This window comes from Phenylobacterium sp. (genome assembly GCF_004799515.1).
In the GTDB taxonomy this organism is placed as follows: domain Bacteria; phylum Pseudomonadota; class Alphaproteobacteria; order Caulobacterales; family Caulobacteraceae; genus Phenylobacterium.
The window spans coordinates 85,248-111,814 of record NZ_SSMX01000008.1 but is presented as its reverse complement, the minus strand read 5'-3'; the positions used below and the strand labels follow the sequence as shown (position 1 = coordinate 111,814).

Genomic DNA, 26,567 nt, shown 5'->3' with positions numbered 1-26,567 from the left:
CGCGCGCTAGATCCACTTTCGGGCGCGGCCGATGAGCGCCGCCCCGCCGCCCAGCACCAGGAAGGCGCCGACGACCGCCCAGAAGCCCATAAGCCCGGTTTTGGCGTAGGGCGTCTCGAAGTTCATGCCGAATACGCCCGCGACGCCGCCCAGGGCGCCGAGCAGGATGCTGATGAAGGTCAGCCGCCGGATCAGGGCGTTGGTGGTCTCCGCCGTCCGCGTGGTGAAGAGGTCGAAGGAGCTCTGCACAAGCTCGCGGCCGTGTTCGAGAGAGTCCAGCACCCGCTCAAAGCGGCGTTCCAGATCCTTGTATCCCTCCACGGCGCTGGCGTCGGCGGTCAGCGCCAGGTCGGGGCGGGAGAGCCCGTAGAAAATCGAACTCTGCGAGGCGAGCGATCGCCGCAGACTGGAGATGTGGCGCCGCGCGCCCACGAGGTCCTTCAGCAGGTCCTCCCGGACCCGAGAAGATGAGAGCATCCGGAGATCGACCCGGTCGGCAAAAGCCTCAACCACCTCCAGCGCGGCGAGATAGGTCGCGAGATGCCAATCCAACAGCGAGGCGGCCAGGGCCGCGGACGTCAGGCCGCCGATGAGCGTCTCGCCGCGGTCTTGGTCGCGGAATTCTTCCAGGAATCGAAGCGGGTTTTCATGGGCGGTGAGCACCCAGCCCTGGCCAAGAGCCACGTCCAGGCGCTGCGAGCGGATTACGCTCGGCGCACCCGCCGTAGCCTCGCGAGATTCGAGGGTCGCCACGTCGAACTGGATGTAGGCGCCGTAGTTGGCGAGACTGAACCGCCGGCCGCTCTCGACCAGGTCCGAAACCGAGCGCGGCTTCAGATCCAGAAGACTTGCCAGCCGCTCGAAGTCGGCGGGTTCGCGGCCAGTGACGTCGATCCAGAGAAGGTGGTGCTCTTCGAGCTTCGGAAGCTCCGCCCCCAGGTCCATCTCCTGATCGTGGCCCTGGGCGTCATAAAGAAACGTGCGGATCATCGGTCGTCACGCTCCGCAAATCCAAGACCGGCGAAACCGGCGGACGATCAGGCCGCGATAGCAAGCGGCCGATCGGCGTTGCGGAGCTGGGCAAGGATATTGGTCATCGCTTCGCTGGGCTGGATGTCGTCCTTGCCGAAGGACGCTTCGGCAAGGATCAGCGCGATCCGATCGCGGGCGCGGCTGACGCGGCTCTTGACCGTGCCCACGGCGCAGCTCGCGATCTCGGCGACTTGTTCGTAGGAGAAGCCGCCTGCGCCGATCAGGATCAGCGCCTCGCGCTGGTCGTCCGGCAGGCACTGGAGCGCGCGGCGGAGCTCGTCCAACTCCAGGGTCGCCGTGGGATTGCTCACGGCCTCAAGGGTCCGCTCGGCGGTTTCCGTATCCAGCTCGACACTGCGCCAGGAACGCCGCCTCTCCGAGTAGAAGCCGTTGCGGATGATCATGAACACCCACGCCTTCATGTTGGTCCCGGGAACATAGCTGGCGTGTGCCGTCCAGGCCTTGAGGAGGGCGTCTTGCGCCAGGTCGTCGCCGGCGGTGGGGTCGCCGCACATCGACTTGGCGAACGCGCGCATGTGAGGGATCAGGGCGGTCAGTTCGGCGCGGAACGCCTCGCTAGCTTCGGAATGAGGAGTCATCGTTCATCACCCTAAGATACCCGAGGCGAGCAGTCCTCCCAGCTTGAACGCGCGGAGCGCAGATAAGCTCCACCATAGGAGGCCGATATTGGGCGTCCCGTCTTCATGACAGGTCTAGCCGGGAGACTTCGAAAGCCGTCGCCAGTTGGCGCGAACCTTGCGGCGATAGTGGGTCAGGGTCCGTCCGGCGGCGCTTTGCGGGGTCAGCCCCAGGCCGCCGGTCAGGGCGCGGGCCTGCAGCTGCAACGCCGCGTCCACCTTCTCGCTGACCATGCGCCCCATTTCCTGGCGCGCTGCGGGACCGCCCGCGGCGACCATCAGCGTGCGCAGGCCGATGACCAAGGACGCCTCGATCCCGAGGCTCCAGGCGTCGAGGCTGAGCCGGATCCAGGGATTGCGTATGGTGAGGCTCCGTTGCAAACAAAAGCCCCCAACTCGGGGAAGTTGGGAGCCTCAGGGTTCGGACGCTGAGGGCATAAGCGTCTTCGTTCCAACGCCACCCCGCCCCATGCGTTCCTGACTCACTTGGTGCTCTTTTCGGCCCTTCGATAGGGCAGGCGGAACCGGCCTGTCGCTCGGCGCTTTCCGGCTTCACCAATGAGGTGATCCATGAAGCTCCGCTGCCAGCCCATCAACTGCACGCTCAAGGGCGATGCGACACATTCCAGCTCCACCGACGCGATGATCGCCTTGCTCGCCAAGCAGTTCAAAGCCTGCGACGTGGAGGTCGCCGAGACGATCCGCATCGCGTCGCTGAACATCGCCGCGGGCGTTTCCTCCGACGAGGGAAACGGTGACGAGTGGCCGGGTGTGCGAGAGAAGATCCTCGCCGCCGACATCCTGATCTTCGGCACGCCCATCTGGATGGGGCAGCCCAGCAGCGTGGCCAAGCGTGTGCTGGAACGGATGGACGCCTTCTTCGACGAAACCGACAAGCAGGGCCGGATGCCTTCGTATTCCAAGGTCGCCGTGGTCGCCATCGTGGGCAACGAGGACGGCGCGCACCATAGCTTCGCCGAGATCGCCCAGAGCCTGAACGATACCGGCTGGACGATCCCTGCCGTCGCCTGCTGCTACTGGGTGGGCGAGGCCATGGGCTCGGTTGATTTCAAGGATCTCAAGACCACGCCGAAGAAGGTCGCGCAGACGGCGAAGATGGTTGCCGGCAACGCGGCGCACCTGGCCGGCCTGCTGAAGGCCAAGCCCTTCCCAGGCTAACTCAGCGAAAGTTGTAGAGGTCCGCGTCTGGATCGGGCCGCCCGCGGATGGCGGCGGCGACGATCTGGCTGGCGATCACCGAATAGGTGATGCCGTTGCCGCCAAAGCCCATCACAGCATAGCCGTGTGGCATTCCCGGGATGGGTCCGATCAAGGGCATGCTGGTCGTGCTCTCGCCGAATGCGCCGGACCAAGCATAGTCGATATCGATCTCCAGATCGGGAATCAGGACTTTGAGCTTGCGGACGATCGCCTGCGACTTTGGACCGATGGCTTTCGGATCGGCGTGGCGCGTCGGCGACGCCTCGTCCTCCCCGCCGGCGATGAGGCGGCCGTCGCTCGTCATGCGCAAATAGAGGTACGGGTCGGAGGCTTCCCAGACGAGGTGGCGGGATAACCATGCCGGCGCCCGGGTCAACGGCTTGCTGGCGAGCGCCCAGGTGGAGATGATCTTGGCGCCATGGGTCGGCACGCTGTCGGGAAATTCGTAGCCGCAACAGAATACAACGTGGCGAGCGCGGACCTCGACGCCTGCGTCGCTGACCAGGGTCACGTGATCGCCGCCCTGCAGCACACCGGTGATCTCGACCGGTGAATAGACCTTGGCCCCGTTATCGATGGCGCGTCGAAGAAGGCCGGCCGCCAGCCGAGCAGGGTCTGCGCTGGCCGAGCCCTCCGACAGGATCGCGCCGGTGCGCTCAATGCCGAACGGGCGCAAGTCGGCGGGATGCAGGAATACCGACTCCAGGCCCGCGGCGGCGCGCGCCTCGGCCTCGCGCGCCAGCGCCCGCGCGCCATAGTCGTCGCCGGCGAGATACAGCGACCGTTTCGGCTTCAGGCCGCAGCGGATTCCTGAAGACTCCACGATTGCCCTGAGATCGTCGACCGCCCGCCGCGACCGTCGGTAGACCCGCCCGGCATTCGCTTCGCCGATCTTCTCAGCGAGCGCCTGAAGTGGAAGATCCAACTCCCACTGCAGCATGGCGGTCGAGGCCATAGTGCTGCCGAGCACCGGCCCGCGTCTGTCGAAGACGGCGACGCTGAAGGTGCGGGCGAGCTCATGCGCCATGAACGCGCCGCTGACGCCCGCGCCAACGATGGCGACATCGACGTCGATTGGAGCGCAAAGCGGCCGCGCCGGGACCCCAAGCCCCGAAGCGTCGCTCGACCAGAGCGATCGGCCGGTGCGGAGGTCGCGCTTGCTGGTCGCGACGGAGCTGAAGGATTGTTGAGGCACTGCTTATCGCCGGAAAAAGGGCATAGCGACGACGCCGGAACGCCCTGCCGAGCCCAAGTGTGGGGTCACGGCCTGGCTGAGACGTTGACGATCGTTTCTCTCAGCTCAGTGACGGAATACGGCTGGCGAAGGAACTTCCCGTCATCCGGCAGCGGCTCCGGCAAGCCTCTGCCGAAGGTCACGACGATGCGGACGTGCGGCCAGAGTTCGTGGACGCACTTTGCCAGTGCCGTGCCGTCGAGCGAGCCCGGCATGTTGATGTCGGTGAACAGGATGCCGAAGTCGGCTCGTGACCGAGGCAGGTCCAGGGCATGATCGGCGCTGGTCGCCTCGAGCACGTCAAAACCGGCTTCTTCGAGGCTTACCGAAGCAACGACGCGTACCAAGGGCTCATCATCGACCACGAGCACGAGCGGACTCCTACGGGCTTCCATGGCGGCCGAACTGTTCCTTGAGACGGAGGTTCCGGTGGCGCCGCTAGATTCCCCACGACCGTGACTTGGAAGTTCGCTCGGCTCCGGCCGTGGCCCGTCAACTCATCCGCTGGCGCCGGCTCCGAAGCTCGCACGAGCCGCGTGAACGTGAGACGCAGGCCCGAAAGCGGCAGTACGGCCGCGTTGGCGAGCTCGGAAGCTCGATCGTTTCGTGGTCGGTATGAGCCCGGGGCGCCGGTCGGCTTCACGACCCTTTAGGCGGTCACAAGGGGCGACAATCATCAGTGCGCGCCGCCGACAGGCGGGAAGCCGAAGGTGAGGCTGGAAAAGGTCGTGTCGTAGTCGGCCTTTGGATTGCCCTTGAGCGGCTTGGTCCACAATACGTTGAGCTGCCAAGACCCGGTGCGCGGCGTCTTGAACGACGCTCGCCCGGCGCTGTCGGTCTTCACAGTCGCCAGCGGCCTCCCGTCAAAATCGAGATTGTTCAGCATCACAAGGGCGCCGGCGAGTGGCCGACCGTCCAATAGCACGTGGACGGGAAGGTCTTGTCCGGCGCCCACGGCGTAGGGATTGGCGTCGGGAACGATCTCCAGGCTGAGGCCTACGGGCTTGAGGGCCCAGGGCTGCGGTTGGGTCGAGGCGGCTCCGACTTGGACCAGCGCCTTGGCGCGCCGGCTGTAGATCTCGCGACCCGGTTGGTCCTCGGTCCTGGTGCGGGCGCGCAGGTCGATAGCCGGCGTCAGCCCTTCCTGCTTGATGTAGTCGGTGAAACGTATGCCGGGCAGGACGCTCTCGGCATACCCGGTTTGCAGGACGAGCACATGGGTTCCCGGCGCACCGAAGGCCAGGAGATGGTCGTGGTTCATGTCGCCGGATCGAAGTTCGCCGAGGTGATCGGTGACGACGCCACCAGGACCGATGTCATTGAAGCGCAGGACGCGGTCGATCTCCGCGTTCCAGCGCTGCCGGAATTCGCCGTGGCCCACCGTCAGGGTCGTCATTACCGCGCTGTTCGGCGGGATCCAGAACTTGAACGGCTGCACCCAGAAGTCATGCGCCGCCGCCGAAAGCCCGAAGGCGATGACAAAAAGGGCCGCGCTCCCGGCGAGGCCGGTGCGCTTGAAACGATGACGCATACTCACTCCATGTGGTCGCCGACGTAACCGGGCGTCGGCGTGAGGGTCGGAAGGGCGGCGGCCAGGACAGAGACGGCGATCAGCCAGCTCGCCACGACCTTCACAGCGATGCCGAGCCGGCGCGCGATCAGCCAGCTGGCCGGCAGGCAGATCAGAACGAACGGCAGCGACTTCACCAGGTCGAACGGCGCGCCGGCCGCGGCGATCACAGCCCCGGACCAAAGGCCTGCGTTGGCGGCCAGCACCAAGACCGCGGGTGGCGGCGGCTCTTTTGGAAGGTGTACGGCGAGCGCGGTGACGATCACGCTGGCCCAACAGGCGTAGAAGATCGCGTCGGTCCAGCCGGGGTCGGTCCTCACCAGACTGACGGCCGCCGCGATCCCGGCGAAGACCACGATGCTGGGCGCCACCGCCTTCTTCGGAACGAAGGCGAGCGCGAACCCCAGGCTCGCGGCCAGCAGGGCCGGAGGCAAGGCGCCGCCCCTCACTTCGACAGCGCCACGTAGAGGAAGTAGACGCCGCACAGCGCGACAAAGCCGCCGATGCTACGGGTGACGACGATGCCGTTCGGACGATCGTTCAGCAGCCCCACGCCGATGCCGGCCACGTGCAGCAGGCCAGTGGCGAGCACGAAGCCGACGCTGTAGCCAATCGGGTCGGCCGCGGAGGGCAGCTCCTTGCCGTGGGCGTAGCCGTGGAAGAGCGCAAAGACCCCGACAATCAGGCAGGCCGCCCAGATCGGGGCGCGCCACGCCAGCGCGATCACCGCGCCCATCACCAGCACCGAGACACCGATGCCGATTTCCACCGGCGGGAACGGCACATTGGCCATCCCCAAGGCGCCCCCCACAGCCATGACGGTCGGAAAGATCACCGGGAGGGCGACGATGAGCGGGCGGCCGAGAAACGCCCCCCAGATGCCGACCGAAACCATGGCTAGCATGTGGTCGAAGCCGGTGAGCGGATGCAGGAAGCCGGACTTGAAACCGCCGGGCAGGCCGGTGCCGGTGTGCGCCTCGGCGGCGCTGGTGATCATCCAAGCGGCGGTGCAAACCACAGCGGCCAGCAAGGCGAGGTCAGGTTTCTTCAAGTGAACTCAAGCCTGCTGCTGGAAGACGATTTCGGAGATCATCCGCCGGCCATCGCGGCGGGAAAGCTGCACGAAGACGTCGACGATGCTGCGGACATAGTCGGCGATTTCGGCGCGCCCGAGATTGAGGCCGGCTTGAAGAACCAGCAGCGACAGCTGGTCGACGGCGCCGCGCGGGCTGTCGGCGTGCAGGGTGGTGATCGAGCCCGGGTGGCCGGTGTTGATGGCGCGCAGGAAATCGGTCGCCTCGCGGCCCCGCAGTTCGCCCAGGATGATCCGGTCCGGGCGCATGCGGAGCGACGCCTGGACCAGGTCTTCGGCGGTGACGCGGGCCTCGCCGTTCTCGCCGCGCACGGCGATCAGGCCGACCGCGTTGGGATGATCCAACTGCACCTCGGCGGCGTCTTCGATGAGGATCAGGCGCTCCTCGCGCGGGATCTCCTTGAGCAGGGCGTTCAGGAAGGTGGTCTTGCCGGTCGAAGTGCCGCCGGCGACGATGATGTTCTTCCGGCCCCTGACGGCCTGGCGGAGGAACTCCGCGGTCTGGCCGCGGTCCAAGAGTCCGCGCAGTTCGGCGTTGAGGGCCTCGGCGTCGGACTTGCCGTCCGTTCGCGTATCGGCGAAGGCGCTCGACCGCTCGTAGTCGTCGAGGCTGAGATCGGCGACCACATGCTTGCGGACCGCAATGGCGAGCGGCCCGCGCGTGGCAGGGGGCGCGATGATCTGTACCCGTTCGCCGTCCGGCAGGGTCGCCGCCAACAGCGGGTGCTCGCGGTTGACGCCCTGGTTCGAGAGGCTCGCGATCTGGCGCGCGAGGCGCCACAGCGTCGTCTCATCCAGCTGCGGCGCGGCGTGGCGCTCGATCTTGCCGGTGACCGTCTCGGTCCAGGCCTCGCCGGGCATGTTGACGAAAATGTCGGTGACGTCCGACCGCTCCAAGAGGAAGGCAAGCGGCCCGAGATAGGTGCGGAGGTAGACCGCGGCTTCGGCGCTCATCGGATCGGCTCGACGCCCGAGAAGTCGAGGTCCCGCGCCACGAAGATGTTGATCGCTTCGCCCTGCTTGACCTTGATGGTCGGCGGAATGGCGTCGCCCTGGATCGCGGAGGTCGCCAGGCCGGTCGCGGCGCCTGGCGAGCCGATGCTGATCTCGGTCGACGGGGTCTGCCCGACCGCGGCGACCCCGGCGTTTAGCACAGACAGCAGGATCGAGCCGGAGAACCGGCGGAAGAAGTGCCGGTTGACGTCGCCATCCAGGCCGGCACGTCCCAACTCGTCCGTGCCCGGCGAGCCGATCTGGATTGACACGCCGTCCGGGCGGATCACGCGCGTCCAGATGATGAAGGCCCGCGACTGCCCCAGAGCCACGGCGCTCTTGTATTGCCCGATGAGCCGGCTGCCTTTGGGGATCAGCACAGCCTTGCCGTCGAAGCTCAGAACATCGCGGCTAACCACGGCGCGGGTAAAGCCGGGAAGGTCGGAGTCGATCGCTGTTTCCAGGACGCCCGGGATGATCGTGCCCTGCGGCGCGGTGGCGTGCAGGTTGTGCATCGGAATGGCGCGGGAGCGTTCGGGCTCTTCGTCGCCCACGCGCTTGGCGAACTGCTCACTGTCGTTCAGCTGCGGCCGCGCGCCGCCGGGCGTTGGAGATCCGCCAGGCGCGACGACTGCGCCGGGAGCTGGCGGCGGCCCGGCCTGCGCCACGACCATATCGCGCGGTGCGCCACCGAAGTCGACGACGAGGGTCGGCGCATGCAGCCTCTGAGCTGAATCCGCCGCGCTGATCGGCTGCAGCGTGGAGGCCGCGGTCGGCGTCTGCGGGATCCGTGGCGTGGCCGCCGGCGGCGAGGCGGTGTCCACCGTCGTCGGCAGGCCGGTGAAGGCGGCGGGGCCGGGCGCGGAGACCAGGATCGGCTTGAGCTCAAGCGAAGGGGGCGCTCCCGACGTTTCTTGCGCAGTCTGGATTGCTCCGGGCGCCGCAACGGGATCGCTGCGTTCGACGCGGCGATGGTTGAGGACGAGAAACAGCGCCAAGGCGGCGGCGCTGAAGCCCGCGACGGCAAGGAGCGGACTGCCGCCGGCTGGCGTGCGGGCCACTATCGGCTCGGCGTCATCTTGGGTCAGACCGGGCTCGTCGGATACCGGTTCGAAGTCTTGATCTTCCGGCGGATGCATGTCGGTCATTTCGCGCCGCTCCTCGGAAGGGCCGCGGGCGGCACGAAGCCTTGGTTGATCACGGTCGCGACCTGCTTGCCGTTGCGCAGGACGAAACGCGGCGAGACTTGTTCGACGACGGTGTAGGCGCCGCGCACCCCGTAGTTGACTAGGCTCTCCTTGCCGTCGGCGCCCACGGCAAAGATCGCCGGAACGGAAGCCTGCGGCTGCCAGGCGAAATAGGTCATGCGGCCGTCGTCGAAAATCCGCGCCGGGGTGTTCTCCGCCGCGCCGGTGACCACGTAGGCGCGGTTGCGCTCCTCCGGCGGCGGGTCGGGCGGGGCCGGCGTAGAAACGGCGACGGCGACCGGGGGGTAGACGAAGCGAACGATGTAGGGCGTCACGATGGCATTGGCCGTCTTGGCGCCGCCCTTGGGCAAAACCCGCAGCTCGAAGGCGTAGCGGCGCTGCGTGGTGACGACGTTCATGTTGGTCGCCGCGTTGCGCTCAAGGGGTTTCAGGAAAAGCAGGTTGGCGTTGTGGTTGGGGACCACCTGCCACCCCAAAGAGTCGCCGATGGACACGCTTTGCAGCTGCTCGTCCGGCGCGAACTCCAGCATCAATTGATAGCCCAGGACGCCCTGCAGCAAGACAACCTGGTCCGGGTCGTAGTGGACGCTCTGGATGTGGGGGTCGAGATAGCCGGGGCGCGGAGCCTCGGCGGCGCTGGCCACAACCGGCGTGACCGCCAACGCCAAGCAGAACAGGGCGCTGCGCATCACCGGGACCCCTGCGAGGCGGCGGTCGATCCGATCATCTCGGAATCGCGGCGGTACGAGGTCGCCTGGAAGCCCAGGGGATTGAGCAACCGATCCCCCATCCTCATCGGCGCGCCGGTGTAGCGGTAGCCGATGACCGCGGCGTAGGACTGCCGGTCGCCGGAGGCCGCGCCATAGTCGTGGCGCTCCACGTCGAAGCGTACGAGCGCGCTGTTGCGCGACAGCAGCGAGACGCTTTTGATGATCGGCTGCATCACTGTTGTGGCGGGGTAGAGCTTCATCGGGCTCTGCGGATTGGTGGTCGACATGGCGCGCAGGTATTGGTCGCGCGCCTCGCCGGTCGACCACATGGCGACCTTGCGATAGGTCGCCTGCAGGTCGGCCACGTCATAGCCTTCGCGCGCCATGACATACTGCGCCAGGAAGGCCTCGGTAACGGCGGTGTCCTGCGAGAGTTTGCCGGGGTTCAAGCCCTGGGCCGTCTCGATGTAGCCGGTCTGGCGATCGACCGTGATCGTATAGGGCACGACCGTCTTCAACGGCATCAGCGCGACGAGCGCGATCGCCTCCAGCACCGCGATGGCTCCAAGGCCCAGCGCCACGATCCACGCGAGGCTGCGCGAACTGCGCAGCGCCCCATGCACATCGCCCGACCAGGACGCGGCGTCGGCGTAATAGGCGTCGCGGTCGGCGGCGGGCGGTTTCTCAGGCTTCATCGATCCCTCCGCTGATTGCTGGCGGCCCGGCGCGGCTGCGCGGCGCGGCGATAGGTTTGGCCGATGGGCGCAAAGGCCGGTGTGCTGAGCGAGCCCGTCTCACGCCCGCGGCCGGCGCTGATGCGTCGCCCGCCGTCCACCTCGGCCTGCACCACCCGGTTCTCGCGCCGATCCATAGCGTTCGCCGCCGCGACCACCGACGCCGCGCGGGGCTCGGCCTGCAGGGCGGAGGGCGTGCGGCCGCCTGCACCTACGGCGGCAGACAAGGCCGCGGTCGAGGCCGCGACCTCAGTACGAATGTCGCTGCGGCTGCCACGCTGGAGGACGGGCAGCCGCAGGCTGAAGGCGATGACCCCGACCGCAAGGGTCAGCGCGACGCTGACTCCGGTGGAGATGAGCACCAGCAGGAAGATGGCGTTGGCCGGCGCAAGGTCGACCAGGCCCTGGGCGCGAAGATCGGCCAGGCGAACGATTTCGGGGCCGATCATGGTCAGTTCCACGACGAGGCCGAGGATGGCCATGAGCGGCGCCAGGGCGAAGGCGATCGACGCCCGCAGCCAGCCCTCGAAGACGCCTCGGGTGGCGTCGAACAGCAGCATGGCCACGAACAGCGGACCCAGGCCTAGCAGCAGGCCGAGCACGATCTTGGAGGCCAGCACCGCGCCCAGGCTGGTGAGCAGGAGCAAGGTCGCCGATAGGTTCATGGCGAGCGCCGCGCCGGCGTTGCCGCCTTGCAGCGGGGAGGCCGTGCTCAGGCTATGCTTGGTGAAGTCGTTGGCCGAGGCCTGCAGCTGGTCATAGGCGACCTGCAGGCCCGCGAAGGGATCGCCATGCAGCAGGGAACCCGAAGGCTGGATCGCGTCGAGCATGTTGGTCGCCAGCTGCTCCGGCCCGCTGAACAGCGAGTCGAAAACCACCTGCTGGTAGGTCGGCCAGCTCGTCGCCAGCACCAGCACCGCGCCGATCTTGAAGGCGCTGACCGTCAAGTCGCCGACGCTCAAGGGCGAACGTCCGATCAGCAGGCGATAGCCGATGAAGGCGATGTAGAGGGTCAACAGCGCCGTCAGGATCGCCGCCATCGGCGAGTTGGACTGCGAGAGTGCGCCATAGCCCGCCTCTGACATCGACCGGACGTTGCAGTCGACGGAGGTCAGCAGACCGTGGACCAAGCCGTCGTCGGCTTGCGGGGCGGCGCAGGCGAAAGCCATCAGGCGCGCTCCAGCAGGCGCGGCAGCCAGTCCGCGGGGTTCTCGCCCACATCGCCGCGCAGCGTATCGAGCAGGCGCACGGTGCGCTCGCGGCCTGAGAGGACCGTGAGCAGATCGGGCTCACCCGAGAGATTGAGGCGCGCCACCACGCTGTCCGTGCCGTGCTTGATCAGGAAGCAATGCGAGGTGTCCGGCAGCGACCGGATCAGGTCGAACTCGTGCTCGGTCAGGCCGAAGCCCTCGCAGTAGTCGCGAGCCTGGGCCTTGGGATTGGCCATGAAGATCTGAGTGGCCGCCTGCTCGATGATCGCCGAGGCGATGCGGCTTTCGATGGCGTCCTGGGCGCTTTGGGTGGCGAAGCCGACCACGCCGTTGCGCTTGCGGATGGTCTTTTCCCAGTCCTTGATCCGGGCGACGAAGACGTCGTCGTCGAGCGCCTTCCAGCCTTCGTCGATGACGATCAGCGTCGGGTCGCCGTCCAGCCGCTGCTCGACCCGGTGGAACAGGTACATCATCGCCGGCGTCCGCAATTGCGGGTCGTCGAGGATCTGGGTCATGTCGAAGCCCAGGGTGCGGGCGTCGAGGTCGAGGGCATCGTCGGCGTTGTCGAACAGCCACGCCCGCTCGCCGTCGCCCCACCAGGGCCGCAGCCGCGCGGCAAGGTCGGCGGCGTCGGGCCGGCGGTCCCCCCGGAACAGTTCGGCGAAATAGCGCAGGCGCCGGTAGGCCGGCTGCTGCGCGTAGTTGGCGTCGACCGCGTCCTTGATCCGCGCCAGGTCTTCGGGGCTCAGGGCTTCGCCGGGCCGGGCCACCAGCCGGGCGGTCCAGTCGGCGAGGAAGCCACGGTTGGCAGGGGTGTCTTCGAGCTGCAGCGGGTTGAACCCTGTGGCCTCGCCAGGACGAATGGCGTCGTATCGGCCGCCGATGGCGCGCAGGAAGATTTCCGCGCCGCGGTCCTTGTCGAAGAAGACGATGCGCGGGTCGAATTTGCGGGCCTGAGCCAGCAGGAAGCTCAGCACCACCGTCTTGCCGGAGCCCGACGGCCCAATCAGGGTGAAGTTGCCCAGGTCGCCCTTGTGGAAATTGAAGTGATAGGGCCCGGCCGAGGTGGTCTCCAGGACCGTGACGGCGGAGCCCCAATGGTTGCCGGCCGCCTTGCCGACCGGGAAGTTGTGGCCGGACGCGAAGCCCGCGAAGTTGGCCGTGGAGATCAGGGCGCGCCGGGCGATATCCTTGAAGTTGCCGGGGAACTGAGCCCAGAACGCCGGCTCCAGATTGACGTCCTCGCGTACGGCGATGACGCCCACCTCCGTGAAGCTGGACTGAACCTCGGCGACCGCCTCGTTCAAGCCGGCGAGGCTCGCCGCCCGCACCATCACGCTCAGATGATGTTCGCCGAAGGCGGCGCGTCCGGCCGACACATCGTCCTTCGCCGCCACAAGGCCCAGGCGCAGCGACAGGGCGTCGTCGTCCGCCGAGCGCATGCGGCGCAGCGCCATGTTCATTCGCTCCAGGCTCGCCTGGCGGTCGACGAAGGCGAAGCTCTGGCTGATGACCAGCTCGTGGGGCAGCCGCAGAAGATCGTCGAGCATCCCCGCGGCGGTCTGCGGGGGATAGTCCTTGATGGAGATCAGCGCCGCGAAGCTTCGGTCCAGCACGCCGGCGCGCGACAGCTCCAGGGCCTCGGCGCCGAAGCTCACCCGGCGATAGGGGATATGCTCGCCCAGGTCGGCGCGGGGCAGCAGCACCGGCCGGATCGCGCCGTTGTAGAGCGACGACAGGAATTCCAGAGGTTCCGAGCACGGACCGCTCGGTGTGTCGTAGACGCCAAGGAGGCGCGCGCCATAGGGCGCCAACGCCGCGAGAAGTGACTCGCGCGCGGCGTCCAACTCCCGATGCTCGTTCTGGAAGGCGACGGCGCTTTGGGCCTGCCGACCGCCGGTGATGGCGCGCAAAGCGCCTTCGACCATCCCGCCACGGCCTTGCAGGGGCCGGCGCACGAGGGTCAGGAAGAGTTCGTTCACATAGAGCTTCTTGGCGCCCAGGCGCGCGCGCCAGGTGTCATCTAGCGTCCGGCTGAAATCGTCGTTGAAATCGCCGTCCATGGCGGGCGCAACCTCGCGCCGCACAACGTGATGGTAGATGGCGAAACGCGAGCTTGCGAGCGCGCGCAGGGCGCCGTCGCGCAGCGCTTTGCGGTAGTTGAGCTCGTCGGTGTCGGCGGTTTCGAACGGCAGGCCGGCCAGGTGGATCACCTGCATCAGCATGCCGTCGCGGGTGGCGATGGTGACGTCGTCCACGTGCCGGGCGTACGGCAGCCGCGCGCCGGCGCTGGCTTCCCGCCCAGGCGCCGCGCGTCGGGCCTTGGGTCGATCGTCGGTCCTTGGCGTCATGGGCGATAGGAGTTGCAGCGCCACACAGACCAGTTGCGGACGCGAGGGCAGCGGCTGACCTTGGTCAGCCACAGGTCGAAGATACGCGGCTCTTTCAGACACGCGACGTAGCCGACCGTGTGTATCGCGAGCGCCGCCAGCAGCGCCCAGAAGGACTTGGTGATGAGGAAGAGTTCGGCGGTGACCACGGCGTTCAACACAAAGAAGCTGTAGGTCACGCCAGCGAACATCTGCGGCCGCGTCAGCGCCCCGAACACAACGTCGCGTTCAACCTGCGCGGCCATCTCAGACGCCGCCCGCGGATTGCTTGATGCCGGCGACCAGCGCCCCAGCGCCGAAGATGATGAAGCAGCCGACGACGACGGTCAGGCCACGGCGCCATTCCAGCCGGCCGGTGAGCATCATGAAGCCCACGCCTGCGACGGCGATCACCGCGGCGACGGTGGCGACCGTGCCGAGCAAGGTGCCCTGCAGCCAGGTCAGTGCCCCGCCGATGACGCCGGAGCCGGCCGGATCGACGGACTGGGCCTGCGCTGCGCCGGCCAAGGCCAGCTGCGTCAGGGCGGCGAAGGGCGCCAGGGTACGGAGCGGTGTGCGAATGGGGGAAGCTCCTATCGGTTGAACAGGATGGGCGTGGCGGGGATCGCCGCGCGCTGCGGAAGCCGCGCCAGGATGGCGCTGACGTAGGCCTGGGTTTCCTGGAACGGCGGGACCCCGCGGTAGCGGTCCACGGCGCCGGGCCCGGCGTTGTAAGCGGCCAGCGTGAGGTGGAGGTCGCCGCTGTAGCGGTCCATCATCCGGCGCAGGTAGGCCGCGCCGCCCTGGATGTTCTGGCTGGTGTCGAAGCGGTCGACGCCGACATCGCGGGCGGCCACAGCCGTGAGCTGCATGACCCCGACCGCACCGCGGCTCGAGACCGCCGACTGCCGGAAGTGCGACTCCTGCCAAGCAACGGCGCTGACCAAATCGGAGCTGATCCGATTGCGCACGGCCGCGTCGGCGATGACCTGGGAAAGATTGTCGGACTGAACACCAGGCGCTCGCGGCGCCTGGCCGATGGTCTCGACCCCTGTCGAGGTGAACACCGCCGGCGCAGCATAGGTCACCGCAGCGCCGCCGGCCCCGAATTCGATGACATCGGCACGAGAAGGCATGGCGACCGCTGCGGAGACAGCGATCGCCATGATGCACAGGCCCAGGGGGGCGAGGCCTGCGCGGCCGTCGATGGTAGGTGCGTGGCTACGCATCGGCGGGGGTGGTCAGGTGCTCGGAAGCGGCACGGGCTGAGCGGTCAGGCTCACGGGAACCACGTCGCCCGCCGCCACCGGGAGCGGTTTTGAGGTCAGGCTGGGCTGTTGGAAGTCCGTGGAGAAATTGGCGCCGAACTGAGCGTCGAAACGGACGGCTGGCGGCGGCGTCGTCACTGTGGTGTTCGGACCATCGCCCCCGCCGCCGCAGGCGGAGAGCAACAGGCCGAGCGTCACGACCGCGGCGGTGGTGAAGAGTATGCGGTTCATACTGAGCGCTCCTTATGGGTGCGGGACGGTGGACGTCCCCAGGGTGCGGGGCGAGTTCGACAGCGGCGGGTTCAGATAGGGGAAGGCGTTCTGCAACTCGGCCGCGCTGATCGGAGCGCCGTCCGTGAAGGCCGATTGCCCGACGGGTGCATCGGTCGGCTTGCAAAGCCCGAGATCGGTCGCCACGCCGTTGATCGGCACCGGGTAGCAAAGCCGACCCATGGCCACACGCAGGGTGATGTCGACGGTGTCGTCGCCCGGCCGACGGCCGTTCGGGTAGCCGGCGAGGTCGTCCGCCACCACCCCGTAGGTCTGTTGGGACGCCTGGGGGGTCGGGTTGATCGCGGTGTTGAGCCGCATCATTTCCGAGGCGGTCACCGTCTTCTGCTGATTGAGGTTTTTGATGCCCGTCAGGAAGGTCGCCACCAGGTCGTTCCGCGGGAAGTTCGTCGGCGCGATGGACGCGAAGCTGGTGCCGAGCGTGGCGTTGACCGGCGCGCGGAACAGCAGATCGACGATGGCCGGGAACGTCGGATTGGTTACGTAGTCGGCGAATTGGGCATCGGCGCTGGGTTGGGCGGAGTTGAAGGTATCCTTCACCGGCAGACCGATGACCAGCTCATTGACGAGCGGGTTGCCGAGGCGGGAGACCTGGGTATAGGCGCCGCCCTGAAGCGCTTCGCTGGTGTAGGTCGCGGTCGGGTTGAGGATGCGCGCCTGCGGCAGGCTCGCGGTTTGCCAGGCGCCGATGACGCCGTTGCCGGCGCCGGTCAGGCAAGCGATCGGCACTTCCAGCGCGATCGACGTGACGTTCTTCTTCCCGACGAGATCGTCGTTCTGACGGCTCTGCGTAATGCCGCCTGGGAAGGTCGTGCCGTCGATGGGTACGTAGTTGATCAGGTCGAACGTCGGCCCGAGGTTGACCGCGAAGGCCTCGGCGCGCTGGCCCACGAATACCTTGCCCGGTGTCGCGCAGCCCGGAATGGTGACGTTGAAGATGTATTGGTTCGCGTAGGCCGGGTAGTTGGCGGTCGTCTTCTGCCCGGCATTGTCGAAGGGCTTGCGGAAGGAGGACGCGCCGCCGGTGGCGTTGGTCACCGCCGCGCGGGTCCCGCTGCGCGGATCGCCGGTGATCAGGGTCACCGTGTAGTCTTCGACCTCGCCAAGATTTGGATCGTCGGCCTGGGTCACCGTGCCACCGTCGCGCAAGGCGATCGGCAGGGTCTTGCCGCCGACGGGAAGGGTAATGCCCGTCCCATTGCGCAGGGTGTTGGTGAACTTGAACTGGAAGGTGAGGTCTTCCTTGCCGTCGCCGTCGTTGTCGATGTGGATCTCATAGATCGCGTCCGGATCCATGGTGAAGTAGTTCGGGCCGCTGCCCGGATCCTGGAACGGCTGATAATTGGCGATGAAGGTCACGAAGGCCGCGCGGCCGGGCTCATAGCTGCGGAACATGTAGAGGTCGGTGGAGTCGGTCTTCGGCATCTTTGTGGTGCCAGGCGCCTCACGGTGACTGGAAGCCATGGCCTGACCGGCGCTCAGCGCCAGGATCACGGCCACGACCGTCGACGCTCCACCCAGGTAGCTTTTCTTCATTGTAAGTCTCCGCGCGAGCCCCGCTCGCCATGTCCCAACCGCCGACAGTGGCGATCCCAAACTGCAGACCCACTACGCAGGCCTTGGTTTTCTGGATCACCGGCGGGACGCAAATCTGCCGTACGGCCGCCAAATATGTGGCTTGCCGCTTTAGCGGCTCTCGCGGATCCCGCCGAAGAATGCGGAATTCGATGCCGTCTGCAGCAGATCGCTCCACCGCCATTCGCCCGACCCGAAGGCGATCACGGTTGTGTCCGATTCGCTGGTCAACATCAGCAACTCCGGCCCGCGGACGAGCTGGTCGCGGCAGGCCGCGGGCGCCGAGCGTAGGCCGCTCACCACTGCGCTTCGGATCGCCGCGATCCCGGCGGCCGCTGGCTCTGGGGCATCGATCCAGCCCGCTTGCCAAAGCATCAGGGCATTGGAGACCGAGCGCGCGGGACGAGGAATGGTCAGCAACGCGGCCTGAACTTGGGGATCGGCCTGAAGCGCGCTCTGCAGCCACGCCCCGATCTGACAGACCCGGCCTGAGGCGCCGCTGGCGGCGGCCGCCACCGAAAGCGCAACGGGGTCGGTCAGCGGATCTCGTGGGCTGGGGTCGGGGTCTGACAGGCTGACGTCGATCAGTTGCGGCGCCACGTCCGTGGGCTCGGGCGGCGGCTTCGGCTTGGTGCGGTGGGTGACCGGCGGCGGGACGCGAGCGGGCGAGGGCGGCTTAAGTGAAGCGAGGGGCGTCTGGCCGCTATAGAGCGACACGGTCATTAACCCTAGGTCCGGCGATATCGGCGTTGCGGCCGGCGCGCGCAGCAACACAGCGAACAGCGCGGCATGCGCGATCACGCTGCCCGCAATCACCAAAGGTTTGCGTCGGGACTTCACGGGTCTGGCTGAGCAATTTTACGCGGCTGCAGCCCCCACTACGCACTCCGGCAGGGTTTGGATCAGTGGCCGGGCGCCGGCCGTTTACCGAGGCGAGGCGACTCTAATATTTCACGTTGGCGCTGAGGCGGATTTCGAGGGGTTCGCCGGGGTGGATGACGTGGCCCAGATAGCTGCCGTCGTCGCTGTTGGGGTTGGCGGGTTCGCCTTTCAGACGGCTGCTGTCGTAGTATTCGGCGTCATTGTATTTCGTGTTGAAGAGATTGAGCGCTTCGACGCCGAGGGTGAGACGGGGCGTCAGATCGTAGGTCACACGCGCATTGAACACAGTCACAGGCGCGGACCGTTGGCTGCCATCTGCCGTCAGGTCGCGGGCGCCGAAGTAGCGCATGCGGAGACTTCCGGTGAAGCCCGGCGCGACGTCCAGACCATGCAGGATCACCGCGACCGATGCGGAGCTTTTGATGGCTTCGGGAATCTGGTTGCCGACCACCGGGTCGCGGTCGCTGAAGAAAGCCTGGGATAGGGCGAAATCGGCATCCAGCGTCAACCAGCGCCAGGGATAGTAGATGTTGTTGAGTTCGACCCCATAGCGGTGGCCCGCGCGGTCGGTGTCTTCATCGGCGCCGGCATCTCCCGCGAAGAACAGCTCGGAATTGCTCTGCAGATACCAGAAGGCGATCGTGCTCGTCAGGCCAGGTAGGCTGCGCACGCGCGCGCCGATTTCGGCGCCGTCAGACCGCACCAGCGGTTTCGAGCGTTCGGTGGGCTCAGGGCCGCCGGGATAGGACGGGACCGTGTCAAAGATGCCGCGCGCGTCGTTGGAGCGGTAGCTGATCCCGGCTTGCGCATAGAGATCGACATCCGGCCGCGGCGTGATCGTGACGCCGATCTTCGGCGCCGGCCGCCCGAGCGTCGTCTCGCCCGAATTGGCGGCGGTGTTGCTGTCCAGATTGAAGTGATACCCCTCCAGCCGCAGGCCGGCCTCCGTGCGCAGCCAGGGCGTCCAGACAATGGCGTTGGACCAATAGGCCGCCAGCGAATTGATCCGCACCTGATCGGCCCGCTCCAACTGGATGATGGTCCGCGCCTCGGTGTGGTCCAGCTCCAGGTTCACGAAATCGTTGCGGGTCTGGACGCCGAACGAATCCTCGGTGCTCTCGCCGAGATAGTTTCCCGTGAGGGTGGTGCGCCCGCTGCCGCCGACGATGGTGCGATTGTCGTATTGGCGAAACTGATCGCCGTGCACCTGGTCCACAAAGTCGCTGAAGTCGGAATAGAGGTTCAGGCCATACTTCACCACATAGGCCTCGACCTGGTTGGTGATGTTGCCGCTTCCCCAGTGCCATTCGCCGGCGAGGCTGTAGCGGGAGGTATGCCCGGTGCTGGTCGGGTCGATCGATCCGAAGCGTCCGCCGTCCAAGGTGGGGAGGGCGCGGACCGGGATCTGATCGGACGCCACCCAACGGGCGTCATAGGCCTGCGCGGTGACCCCGCCACCGACTTGCTCGTCGCCGACCGTGTACTTCAGCAGTTCGTTGGGCCGGCGATAGTTGCCCGGCACCGTCGACGGGCCGTCGTAGTGGATGTACTCGCCGGCATAGAGCAGTTGGCCAGGCCCAAGCGCCAGCGATCCCGCGACAAGCGCGCGCTCGTAATCGTCGGTGCCGACTTCGACCTGCGCGAAGTTGGACGGCAGCTTCGAGAGATAGGAGATGCTGGCGTTGCCCGCCGCCGAGAAATCACCGGCATCGGCGTAGTAAGGTCCTTTGCGGAACGCGATCCCCGCCACAAGTTCCGGCATCAGCCAGTTCAAGTCCATGTAGCCCTGGCCGTGGGCGTGCGAACCCATGTTCACGGGCACGCCGTCAACGCTGGTGGCGAAGTCGGTGCCATGGTCGAGGTTGAAACCGCGCAGGTAGTATTGGTTGGCCTTGCCCCCGCTGGTGTGGGCGGTGACGATCATGCCCGGGACCGCTTCGAGGAGTTCGCCCTGACGCAGAATCGGTCGCTGGGACAGCTCAATGCCGCCGACCACGCCGCCGCTCGCGGACTCCACGCCGCCGATCTCGTCCGCCTTTTTCGCCGTGACGACGACACTGTCCACGGCGGCTGAGGCAGCCGAAGCCCCGTCCGTTTCGGCAGCCGAAGCGGCGCTGACCTTCAAGACGACACAGCATGCAACAGCTGTCGCCCGAAGTGCACGCATGTAGACGTCCGCCAATTGTGCCGCCCCAAAGCGATATGAGCTTTTGCTCACGTCCTCTTACGCAGTCGCATTCCAATCGGATCACTGGCGATAGCTTTTTGAGGCGCGGCCCGGACCGCGTAGGCTCGCGGTCCCATGAACCCGCAACCGGATCCCAGATGCAGCGCGTAACGATCTCGATCGATGAGACGCTCGGCGAGGAATTCGACGCGCTCATCGCAGATCAGGGGTATCAGAGCCGATCAGAAGCGGTTCGCGATCTCGTGCGCCATGCCGTGGAGGGGCGACGGCTTGACCATCAGGAAGATGGTTTCTGCGTCGCAAGCCTCTCCTATGTCTATGACCACGAAACGCGGGACCTGGCGCAGCGGCTCGTGGAAATTCAACACGATCACCACGACCTTGTTGTCGCGACAATGCATGTCCACCTCGACCATGGGTCATGCCTTGAAACCACCGTTCTGCGGGGCCCGACGGCCGGCGTTCGCAGCCTCGCGGACACGGTGCAGGCTGAGCGCGGCGTGCGCTTCGCCAATGTGAACCTGGTCAGCATCAAGCCGAACGACGGGCGTGATGCGGAACACATCCACCATCGCCATCGCCATGGCCGCCACGCCTCGCCCAACCGGGGATAGGGCGACCGCCTGTCGGATCGGCCCGACGGTCGCGAAGGCACACCGCCGTTTCCTGTTCGGTCAGTGATCCGATGCCCGTCCGCTGACGTATTGGTCGAACCAGGATGCAGTGGGCGCCCGGTTTCCTCCGTTTTGAGCCGTCAGGAACGCCATGCGCTCTCAAGTCCTATTTGCCGCCCTCGTCATCGCGGCTGTTGCTGGTCCTGCCGCGGCAGCTCAGGCGGAGACCTTCGATCTTGTCTGCACGGGCCAGACGGTCGATGCGGCCGGAGTGTCCACGCCCTTCGACACCCGTCTCAGCGTCGATCTCACCGGAAAACATTGGTGCGATCGGCAGGTCGGCTGTCCTTACGTCTTTCCGGTCCTGGCGCGACGCGGCGAGAAGCTCCAGCTGCTTGCGGTCAAGACGCCGCTGAACGAAGCGGTTTTCGACGTGAATCTGAAGACCGGCGCATTCACCCGCAACACCCGCATTCCCGACCGGCCCAACAGCCCCACCGCGGCGAAGGGTTTGTGTAAGCCGGCGTCCTTTACCCCATTTGGCTAGTCTGTGAGCGGCGCGGACGGTTGCCTACATGCCGACGAGGGGCGCCACGATCCTCGCCCAGCCATGCCAATGGGCTTGGCCCTGAACTGAGATCAAGCAGGCGCATGGGCCATCCGATGTGATCGCCAAGCTGTGACCGCTGCCGCTCTCATGCTCTTCAAAATCGCCAGCCGCATAGATGTGGCCGTCCCGGAACGCACCCTGGAGGACCGCGATGAGTTCGCGACCGCCATGCTCGTGTTTGGGGATCCTCATTCTAGCTGGCGCTCGCAGCAAGAGGGTTCGCCACCCCTCGGTCCGCGGCGCACGGACGGCCGCTGTCCAAAGGCCGGGCGCGAGCCACTTCCGCCGCTCAAGGCCGGCGCTGGCGACCGCTGCGGGCAGCCGCACATCGCCGAGCGACTTGCGGCCTATGTGATGCTCAGGATCGGCGGCGGGGCTTGCGTCAATGCGGGCGAGCATCCGAGACATAGCGCCCGGGGCCAACGCGACGTCAGGCGACGACTCCAGAACATCGCCTTCGGCGTCTTCAAGGCCGGCCACCTCCGCTTGGCAGCCCGCGCAGGTCTCCACATGAGCTGAGACCGTCACGCTGGGGGCGACCGGTAGTCGGGCCGTGGCGAAGTCGGCCAGTAACACCGTGGACGGGTGGCAATGGGTCAAACCCATCCCTCATGGGCTATCGGCGCCCGGGCCATGGGGCGCAAAGCTCGCGCCTTCACTCCAATAATCTGGATCCTCAAACTGCCGATGAAAAACCCCGATGACGCCGGCTCCGGATCACCGCCCCGACGCCGCCGAAGCCCAAGATCAGGAGCGCCCAGGCGCCGGGCTCTGGGACCCCTCCGGCGACGGCGAAGGCTTGCGTGGAGCCGTCGACGTCGAAGATCGTATGCATGGCGCCAATCGGCAGAACGGTCGCCGCTTGCGTGGCGTATTGACCGATCAGCGTCTCAATATCGGCGTTGCCGCCGGTGATCGTATAGGTGGGGTTTTCCACGCGCCAGATCGCGCCCTGGATCCCGGCCATTTGGTCGCTGTCGCCACCGTGTCCGTAGAGATAATCGCCGTAGTTCACCAGGCTGCTGATCTTGTCGAGTTGCAAGCCGGTCAGGGTTTCGCCGCCTTGGTCCGTGACCAAGGCGCCACTGCTGTACTGCAGGTTCATGGTCCCCGGCGTGATCTCGTGGAAAATATCCACACACCATCCCAGGAACGAGTAGGTCGTCGCGGCGTCGAACGCCCCGCCCAGGTTGGCGGTGAAGCTGATCGGCGCCGCGTAGGCGTTGACGTTGATCAGCGAGCCGTTGATCGAAGCCGTGCCCGGATTGTCCATCGCGCCGCTCTGTAGGAAGATCTCAGGTCCGGCCAGGGCCGGCGAGGCGCCCAGCAAGGAGACCCCGGCCGCGAGGGCCAACATGACGTTCGAGCTGCGAGACATGCGGTGACCCTACTGAGAGCGGAGCGATCACCCGTTGGCGATCCCGACCCGCGAACCCACTACGGGTTTCGACCGAACGCGGATCACTCCCCGGCGAATATAGCCGGCGACGCGGTTGTTGAGGGGCGCTGAAGAACCGGGGCGACGTCGCGCGGTTCCCTGATCTGAGCGCGCGCTTTCGCGCGCGATGCCCCGCGCCAACGAAGCCGAAGCCCAACAGCATCATCGCCCAGATTGACGGCTCCGGGACGGCCGCTTCAGCGGACCCGTCAAACCCGTGGTTGCCGAAGTCGTCACGGCCTGCGCCGGTCGCACCGGCCCCGCTGCAGTCCGATGAGACCGTGTTGCTGTCCAAGGTCACTGTACCCACGAGCGCGATGGCTCGGCCGCACAGAATGTCGGCGCCCGCCCCGAAAGTGACGCTCTGGTCGGCGAGGATATTGCCCGCAAATAGCGTGGCGGCGCCCAGCGTCGCGGAACTCCCGACATCCCAGAATATGCCGCTCGCGGGACCGGCGTTCAGGACCGTCACCGACGATCCGGCCGCGGTGGTGAGCGCGGTGCCAATCTGGAAGACAAAGGCGCCCCCAGGATCGGCGCCGAAATCAAGTGTGAGGGCGCCCGAGAGAAGCGCGGACGAGTCGAATCTGTAGACGCCTGGCGTCAGCACACCGACGGTCCCGAGATCCATGCCGGTGAGGTCCGCCGTAGGCTGGAGCCCGGCGAGGTTGTTGAAGGCCGTCTGAGCATCGGCCTGCCCCTGCTGCGCGATCGCATCGTCTTGGTGCAGGACTCCGGTCAGCGCGATCGTTCCCAGCCCGGTGACCGAGCCCCCGGGGAAGACGCCCAGATCGCCGTTGACCGCCGTGAATCCCGTGTTGGTGACCGCGGAAGCGCCAAGCACCGCAAAGCCATCCGCGCTCCCCAGGACGGTCGCGGCAAGGCCAGGCGAAGCGCCGGCAAGCGCGATCGTCAGCGACGATACGATCAGAGTGAGGCTCATGCGGAGCCCGTGGATGTTCAGCATGATGCGGCTCCCATTTCAGCGATGGGCCGGAGGCGCCGATCTCGTGTTCCCGGGACCGGCAACCGACGGGTAGCGGTCTGGGAAGGCGGCCGATCCCGTGAACGCAGGGGATTGAACCGCCCTTTTAGCGTCAGAGGGTCGGCAGGCGGCGTGTGCGCGCCTGCCCTTAGGTCCCTACTTTTTCATCATCCCGTCGGACGTCATCTTCCCGTCCTTCATCATGCCGGGGTGGGCGTCCATCATCGCCTTGCACTTGGTGTCCATCATCATCTTGTCGTGGCCCATGGCGTTGCACTTGTTCATCATCTTCATGTCGGCCTTGGACATCTTCATATCGCTCGACGCCATGGCGCCGGACTTCATCGGGGTGTCTTGGGCGGACGCTGCGCCGCCGACGGCCAGAAGGGCGAGGGCGCTGAGGCCGCACATGACGGCTTTATTGGACATTCGCATTGGTGATCTCCGTTAAAGGCGGGCGCCCAAGTATTGAAGGCCCGTAGTCGCGAGCCGCCGGAAGGACGTGAGGTCCCTTCGGCGTGCGTCGTGTTTTGGCGGCGCGAATCCCGTCATGTCGCGCGCGTTGGATAGGTTGCTGTTGCCGGGAACGGCGACGGCAGGCCCACCTAAGAACCCGTGTCGAGATTACGCAGGAATCCCACCACGTCGGCCCGTCGCGCGGGATCGGCGATGTAGAAGGGGTGCGGCGCCTTGGGTCCCCGCCGCGGCTGCAAGAGGGCATCGAGGCTGGGCACGGAATTGTCGTGCAGGAAGACCGGCTTGCGGGCGAGGTCCAGCAGCAGCGGCATGGCGATGCCGCGCTTTTCACCGCGCATGCTGGCGTTCACGATCGCCATCTTGTCATCGAAGATTGAACCGGGCGTGTTGAGGACGGGGTTCAGCGGCGGTTCGCGCCGAGCCAGCATCACGGGATGGTCTCCGGGGAAGATCTCGGCCATCGGGTGAATGGTCGAAGGCACGCGCCGGCCCTGGTCGACGTTGTGACAGCCCGTGCAACCGGCCGTGCGGAAGGTCTCGCGGCCACGCATCACGACATCTGCGGGGACATAGGCGCCGTGCGGAGCCTGCAGGCTGACCAGGTAGGCGTTCATCGCCAACAGCTTGGCGTTGTCGACCCGGACGCCAGCCGGCGCTTCCTCGCTCCCGGGCTGTGGGTGCGGGGCGGCGATCACATAGGGGTAACCCTTGACCCCGGTCGCGGCGAGCACTTTGACGTAGTTGTCGGCGATCTCGTCGCCCGCGGCGCCGCCCAGTTTGTGGAGCAGCGCGCGGCCGCCAGGGGTGGTCAGATTGGTCGGGTCGAGCAGGGTCGTGTAGACGAGGTTTCCGAAGTTATCGAGCTTGGCGATCGCTCCTCCGCTGCCGTAGGGCGCGGCGAGATCCTGACGGAACAACGGCGAATTATGCATCGGGTCGCCGTTGCCGTCGAAGGTGTCGTCGAACATGCCGACCGGATAGTATTTGGGGTTCTTCAGGTAGGCGTCGACTTCCGCCTCCGACGAGGTTGCGGTCAATCCGGTCGGGGCGCGGCCCAGGGCTTTGTGCTTGTTGGCGGCCAGGTCGAGCTCAAGGATCGGATAGAGCGCCCGCGAATTGGCGGCTGTCGCGAAGATGGTCCCCATATTCAGGACATGGTTCGCCAAGCCGTCGATGCGGTGGCCGATGGCCCCGCCTTTCGGCGACTTGAAGACCGAGGCGTCAGCCATAGTGTGGCAAAGCGCGCAGGTCGCCCCGACCTTGTCGCCCTTGGGTGACATTCCCACTACGGCGTTGGCCTTGATCAACACGGCCGTCATGGCGGGGTCGTTGAGGATGGCGGACGTCCGGCCGGACGGGTCTTTGCGGAGCTGTTCAGCGAGTGCGCGCTGCGTCGCCGGATCGATGGCATCGACATCCACCTGGAGACCCAGTTCGAGGGCCTGCATCGGCGTCACCTTTGCGGCGGCGATCCCCTGCGGCAGGCGAACAGCGTCGGTCCAGAAGCCTTCATTGCCGAAGGTCTCGTAGCGAAATACCTGCTTTCCGAGGGCGATGTCCCCATCTTGACGGGCCACCTGAGGTCCCTGATCGCTTGGGCCGTCTGCAGCCGCCATGGCGTGTGTCTTGGCCGATGTGGCATAGCCTGGAGCCCAGACGGCGGCTGCCGCGAAGATCAACCCGATCGCCACCGTCGCGATTTCGACTTGGCGGCCGCGTTTCGGGTGGGACATGTCAGCGCTCCGAAAGCCAGACGCGGACAGTCGCCACCCTGATCGAAGGCTGGCCTTGATCTCCACTATCCCGTCGAGACCACTACGAGAGCCGTCCCATATTGGATCACTGCGCCGGACGAATGCCCCGGCAGGAAGTCATCCGACGCCGCCACAGGTGGGTCGAAGCCATTGAATCCGTGGGCCTGCACGTCAAAACCCGTCAGGCGTCCTGACGCTTCGGGTACTTCGCGATCATGCGGTCCGCGCTCCAAAGTTCGGAGGCCCGGTCGGACCGTTGCTCTTCGGCGTGCACCGTCGCGGCGATATCGTCGATCGCCTCGACATCCTGCGCTTCAACGATACGGCCGTTATTATCGAGAAAATCAGCCTGAAGTCGGCCATGATGCATGCTGCTGACCGGCGGGAGTACAGAGAAACGGACGCCCAATGATGCCGCATCGCAACGCCTTTGACTTAACATATATAGTCGGGTCAAAGCGCTGAGGCGCCT

30 protein-coding genes are annotated in these 26,567 nt (G+C 66.5%); 3 read left to right on the top strand and 27 right to left on the bottom strand.

Features of this window, described 5'->3' with window-relative positions:
* Positions 1-6 precede the first annotated feature (6 nt).
* The 3 genes from E8A49_RS04350 to E8A49_RS04340 form a co-directional block, all read right to left on the bottom strand.
* Positions 7-990, bottom strand: coding sequence for a CorA family divalent cation transporter (locus E8A49_RS04350; RefSeq protein ID WP_293376734.1), 984 nt, complete (start codon positions 988-990; stop codon positions 7-9).
* 47 nt (positions 991-1,037) lie between these two features.
* Positions 1,038-1,631 (bottom strand): sigma-70 family RNA polymerase sigma factor, encoded by a 594-nt coding sequence (locus tag E8A49_RS04345; protein ID WP_293376732.1) that lies wholly within the window; start codon positions 1,629-1,631, stop codon positions 1,038-1,040.
* A 114-nt stretch (positions 1,632-1,745) separates the two neighbouring features.
* Positions 1,746-2,051, bottom strand: coding sequence for a hypothetical protein (locus E8A49_RS04340; protein WP_293376730.1), 306 nt, complete (start codon positions 2,049-2,051; stop codon positions 1,746-1,748).
* 189 nt (positions 2,052-2,240) lie between these two features.
* Here E8A49_RS04340 and E8A49_RS04335 point away from each other — a divergent pair, with 189 nt between their 5' ends.
* Positions 2,241-2,849 carry an NAD(P)H-dependent oxidoreductase gene (locus tag E8A49_RS04335; protein WP_293376728.1) on the top strand — a complete coding sequence of 203 codons (609 nt, stop codon included), beginning with the start codon at positions 2,241-2,243 and terminating at the stop codon, positions 2,847-2,849.
* A 1-nt stretch (position 2,850) separates the two neighbouring features.
* Here the strand turns inward: E8A49_RS04335 and E8A49_RS04330 are convergent, their stop codons facing one another.
* The 18 genes from E8A49_RS04330 to E8A49_RS04245 form a co-directional block, all read right to left on the bottom strand.
* Positions 2,851-4,086: an FAD-binding oxidoreductase gene (locus E8A49_RS04330; protein WP_293376726.1), complete on the bottom strand. Its 1,236-nt coding sequence runs from the start codon at positions 4,084-4,086 to the stop codon at positions 2,851-2,853.
* Positions 4,087-4,151: 65 nt separating this feature from the next.
* The gene (locus tag E8A49_RS04325) at positions 4,152-4,496 is read right to left on the bottom strand and encodes a response regulator (RefSeq protein WP_293376724.1); all 345 of its coding nucleotides are present in this window, start codon (positions 4,494-4,496) and stop codon (positions 4,152-4,154) included.
* A 305-nt stretch (positions 4,497-4,801) separates the two neighbouring features.
* Entirely contained in the window at positions 4,802-5,656 is an 855-nt protein-coding gene (locus tag E8A49_RS04320) for a DUF4198 domain-containing protein (protein ID WP_293376722.1), read from the bottom strand.
* A gap of 2 nt (positions 5,657-5,658) precedes the next feature.
* Positions 5,659-6,129, bottom strand: a complete 471-nt coding sequence (locus E8A49_RS04315) for a hypothetical protein (RefSeq protein ID WP_293376720.1) — start codon at positions 6,127-6,129, stop codon at positions 5,659-5,661.
* A gap of 11 nt (positions 6,130-6,140) precedes the next feature.
* On the bottom strand, positions 6,141-6,746 hold the full coding sequence (locus E8A49_RS04310; protein WP_293376718.1) for a HupE/UreJ family protein: 606 nt from the start codon (positions 6,744-6,746) through the stop codon (positions 6,141-6,143).
* 6 nt (positions 6,747-6,752) lie between these two features.
* A complete protein-coding gene (virB11, locus tag E8A49_RS04305) occupies positions 6,753-7,742 on the bottom strand; it encodes a P-type DNA transfer ATPase VirB11 (protein WP_293376716.1) in 990 nt (329 codons plus the stop codon).
* Positions 7,739-8,929: a TrbI/VirB10 family protein gene (locus E8A49_RS04300; RefSeq protein ID WP_293376714.1), complete on the bottom strand. Its 1,191-nt coding sequence runs from the start codon at positions 8,927-8,929 to the stop codon at positions 7,739-7,741. Before E8A49_RS04300 ends, virB11 begins: the two co-directional genes overlap by 4 nt.
* A complete protein-coding gene (locus E8A49_RS04295; protein WP_293376712.1) occupies positions 8,926-9,678 on the bottom strand; it encodes a TrbG/VirB9 family P-type conjugative transfer protein in 753 nt (250 codons plus the stop codon). Before E8A49_RS04295 ends, E8A49_RS04300 begins: the two co-directional genes overlap by 4 nt.
* Positions 9,678-10,394: a VirB8/TrbF family protein gene (locus E8A49_RS04290; protein ID WP_293376710.1), complete on the bottom strand. Its 717-nt coding sequence runs from the start codon at positions 10,392-10,394 to the stop codon at positions 9,678-9,680. Before E8A49_RS04290 ends, E8A49_RS04295 begins: the two co-directional genes overlap by 1 nt.
* Positions 10,391-11,602 carry a type IV secretion system protein gene (locus tag E8A49_RS04285; RefSeq protein ID WP_293376708.1) on the bottom strand — a complete coding sequence of 404 codons (1,212 nt, stop codon included), beginning with the start codon at positions 11,600-11,602 and terminating at the stop codon, positions 10,391-10,393. The genes E8A49_RS04290 and E8A49_RS04285 overlap by 4 nt, the downstream gene beginning before the upstream one ends.
* Positions 11,602-13,995, bottom strand: coding sequence for a VirB4 family type IV secretion/conjugal transfer ATPase (locus E8A49_RS04280; RefSeq protein ID WP_293376706.1), 2,394 nt, complete (start codon positions 13,993-13,995; stop codon positions 11,602-11,604). The genes E8A49_RS04285 and E8A49_RS04280 overlap by 1 nt, the downstream gene beginning before the upstream one ends.
* Positions 13,992-14,279 carry a type IV secretion system protein VirB3 gene (locus E8A49_RS04275; protein ID WP_293376704.1) on the bottom strand — a complete coding sequence of 96 codons (288 nt, stop codon included), beginning with the start codon at positions 14,277-14,279 and terminating at the stop codon, positions 13,992-13,994. Before E8A49_RS04275 ends, E8A49_RS04280 begins: the two co-directional genes overlap by 4 nt.
* 1 nt (position 14,280) lies before the next feature.
* Entirely contained in the window at positions 14,281-14,574 is a 294-nt protein-coding gene (locus E8A49_RS04270) for a TrbC/VirB2 family protein (protein ID WP_293376818.1), read from the bottom strand.
* Positions 14,575-14,606: 32 nt separating this feature from the next.
* On the bottom strand, positions 14,607-15,149 hold the full coding sequence (locus E8A49_RS04265; protein ID WP_293376702.1) for a lytic transglycosylase domain-containing protein: 543 nt from the start codon (positions 15,147-15,149) through the stop codon (positions 14,607-14,609).
* 105 nt (positions 15,150-15,254) lie between these two features.
* Positions 15,255-15,512, bottom strand: a complete 258-nt coding sequence (locus tag E8A49_RS04260; RefSeq protein WP_293376700.1) for a hypothetical protein — start codon at positions 15,510-15,512, stop codon at positions 15,255-15,257.
* Positions 15,513-15,524: 12 nt separating this feature from the next.
* Complete coding sequence (locus tag E8A49_RS04255) at positions 15,525-17,108, bottom strand: DUF4331 domain-containing protein (RefSeq protein WP_293376698.1); 1,584 nt, start codon at positions 17,106-17,108, stop codon at positions 15,525-15,527.
* A gap of 150 nt (positions 17,109-17,258) precedes the next feature.
* Positions 17,259-17,987 carry a hypothetical protein gene (locus tag E8A49_RS04250; RefSeq protein ID WP_293376696.1) on the bottom strand — a complete coding sequence of 243 codons (729 nt, stop codon included), beginning with the start codon at positions 17,985-17,987 and terminating at the stop codon, positions 17,259-17,261.
* A 103-nt stretch (positions 17,988-18,090) separates the two neighbouring features.
* On the bottom strand, positions 18,091-20,211 hold the full coding sequence (locus E8A49_RS04245) for a TonB-dependent receptor (protein ID WP_293376694.1): 2,121 nt from the start codon (positions 20,209-20,211) through the stop codon (positions 18,091-18,093).
* 143 nt (positions 20,212-20,354) lie between these two features.
* Between E8A49_RS04245 and nikR the strand changes: the two genes are divergently transcribed.
* The gene (gene nikR, locus E8A49_RS04240) at positions 20,355-20,831 is read left to right on the top strand and encodes a nickel-responsive transcriptional regulator NikR (RefSeq protein ID WP_293376692.1); all 477 of its coding nucleotides are present in this window, start codon (positions 20,355-20,357) and stop codon (positions 20,829-20,831) included.
* Positions 20,832-20,982: 151 nt separating this feature from the next.
* Positions 20,983-21,378 (top strand): hypothetical protein, encoded by a 396-nt coding sequence (locus E8A49_RS04235; protein WP_293376690.1) that lies wholly within the window; start codon positions 20,983-20,985, stop codon positions 21,376-21,378.
* Positions 21,379-21,402: 24 nt separating this feature from the next.
* On the opposite strand, the gene E8A49_RS23130 is transcribed toward E8A49_RS04235, so the two are convergent.
* The 6 genes from E8A49_RS23130 to E8A49_RS04205 all read right to left on the bottom strand — a co-directional run bounded on the left by E8A49_RS23130 (position 21,403) and on the right by E8A49_RS04205 (position 26,504).
* Entirely contained in the window at positions 21,403-21,840 is a 438-nt protein-coding gene (locus tag E8A49_RS23130; RefSeq protein ID WP_366928782.1) for a cupin domain-containing protein, read from the bottom strand.
* Between the two features lie 277 nt (positions 21,841-22,117).
* Positions 22,118-22,714, bottom strand: a complete 597-nt coding sequence (locus E8A49_RS04225; protein ID WP_293376686.1) for a PEPxxWA-CTERM sorting domain-containing protein — start codon at positions 22,712-22,714, stop codon at positions 22,118-22,120.
* Between the two features lie 22 nt (positions 22,715-22,736).
* Entirely contained in the window at positions 22,737-23,846 is a 1,110-nt protein-coding gene (locus E8A49_RS04220; RefSeq protein WP_293376684.1) for an ice-binding family protein, read from the bottom strand.
* Positions 23,847-24,020: 174 nt separating this feature from the next.
* Positions 24,021-24,293, bottom strand: coding sequence for a hypothetical protein (locus E8A49_RS04215; RefSeq protein WP_293376682.1), 273 nt, complete (start codon positions 24,291-24,293; stop codon positions 24,021-24,023).
* Between the two features lie 176 nt (positions 24,294-24,469).
* Positions 24,470-26,074 (bottom strand): hypothetical protein, encoded by a 1,605-nt coding sequence (locus E8A49_RS04210; RefSeq protein WP_293376680.1) that lies wholly within the window; start codon positions 26,072-26,074, stop codon positions 24,470-24,472.
* Positions 26,075-26,276: 202 nt separating this feature from the next.
* Positions 26,277-26,504: a hypothetical protein gene (locus tag E8A49_RS04205; protein ID WP_293376679.1), complete on the bottom strand. Its 228-nt coding sequence runs from the start codon at positions 26,502-26,504 to the stop codon at positions 26,277-26,279.
* Positions 26,505-26,567: the final 63 nt, after the last annotated feature.

Bases quoted from the DNA above. Each gene is read 5' to 3' on its own strand.
- E8A49_RS04295 (WP_293376712.1), bottom strand. From the start codon at position 9,678: ATGCGCAGCGCCCTGTTCTGCTTGGCGTTGGCGGTCACGCCGGTTGTG.
- E8A49_RS04255 (WP_293376698.1), bottom strand. From the start codon at position 17,108: ATGAAGAAAAGCTACCTGGGTGGAGCGTCGACGGTCGTGGCCGTGATC.
- E8A49_RS04290 (WP_293376710.1), bottom strand. From the start codon at position 10,394: ATGAAGCCTGAGAAACCGCCCGCCGCCGACCGCGACGCCTATTACGCC.
- E8A49_RS04350 (WP_293376734.1), bottom strand. From the start codon at position 990: ATGATCCGCACGTTTCTTTATGACGCCCAGGGCCACGATCAGGAGATG.
- virB11 (WP_293376716.1), bottom strand. From the start codon at position 7,742: ATGAGCGCCGAAGCCGCGGTCTACCTCCGCACCTATCTCGGGCCGCTT.
- E8A49_RS04210 (WP_293376680.1), bottom strand. From the start codon at position 26,074: ATGTCCCACCCGAAACGCGGCCGCCAAGTCGAAATCGCGACGGTGGCG.
- E8A49_RS04320 (WP_293376722.1), bottom strand. From the start codon at position 5,656: ATGCGTCATCGTTTCAAGCGCACCGGCCTCGCCGGGAGCGCGGCCCTT.
- nikR (WP_293376692.1), top strand. From the start codon at position 20,355: ATGCAGCGCGTAACGATCTCGATCGATGAGACGCTCGGCGAGGAATTC.
- E8A49_RS04215 (WP_293376682.1), bottom strand. From the start codon at position 24,293: ATGTCCAATAAAGCCGTCATGTGCGGCCTCAGCGCCCTCGCCCTTCTG.
- E8A49_RS04225 (WP_293376686.1), bottom strand. From the start codon at position 22,714: ATGGACAATCCGGGCACGGCTTCGATCAACGGCTCGCTGATCAACGTC.
- E8A49_RS04265 (WP_293376702.1), bottom strand. From the start codon at position 15,149: ATGCCTTCTCGTGCCGATGTCATCGAATTCGGGGCCGGCGGCGCTGCG.
- E8A49_RS04345 (WP_293376732.1), bottom strand. From the start codon at position 1,631: ATGACTCCTCATTCCGAAGCTAGCGAGGCGTTCCGCGCCGAACTGACC.
- E8A49_RS04220 (WP_293376684.1), bottom strand. From the start codon at position 23,846: ATGCTGAACATCCACGGGCTCCGCATGAGCCTCACTCTGATCGTATCG.
- E8A49_RS04275 (WP_293376704.1), bottom strand. From the start codon at position 14,279: ATGGCCGCGCAGGTTGAACGCGACGTTGTGTTCGGGGCGCTGACGCGG.
- E8A49_RS23130 (WP_366928782.1), bottom strand. From the start codon at position 21,840: ATGCTCGCCCGCATTGACGCAAGCCCCGCCGCCGATCCTGAGCATCAC.
- E8A49_RS04260 (WP_293376700.1), bottom strand. From the start codon at position 15,512: ATGAACCGCATACTCTTCACCACCGCCGCGGTCGTGACGCTCGGCCTG.
- E8A49_RS04300 (WP_293376714.1), bottom strand. From the start codon at position 8,929: ATGACCGACATGCATCCGCCGGAAGATCAAGACTTCGAACCGGTATCC.
- E8A49_RS04280 (WP_293376706.1), bottom strand. From the start codon at position 13,995: ATGACGCCAAGGACCGACGATCGACCCAAGGCCCGACGCGCGGCGCCT.
- E8A49_RS04285 (WP_293376708.1), bottom strand. From the start codon at position 11,602: ATGGCTTTCGCCTGCGCCGCCCCGCAAGCCGACGACGGCTTGGTCCAC.
- E8A49_RS04235 (WP_293376690.1), top strand. From the start codon at position 20,983: ATGCGCTCTCAAGTCCTATTTGCCGCCCTCGTCATCGCGGCTGTTGCT.
- E8A49_RS04335 (WP_293376728.1), top strand. From the start codon at position 2,241: ATGAAGCTCCGCTGCCAGCCCATCAACTGCACGCTCAAGGGCGATGCG.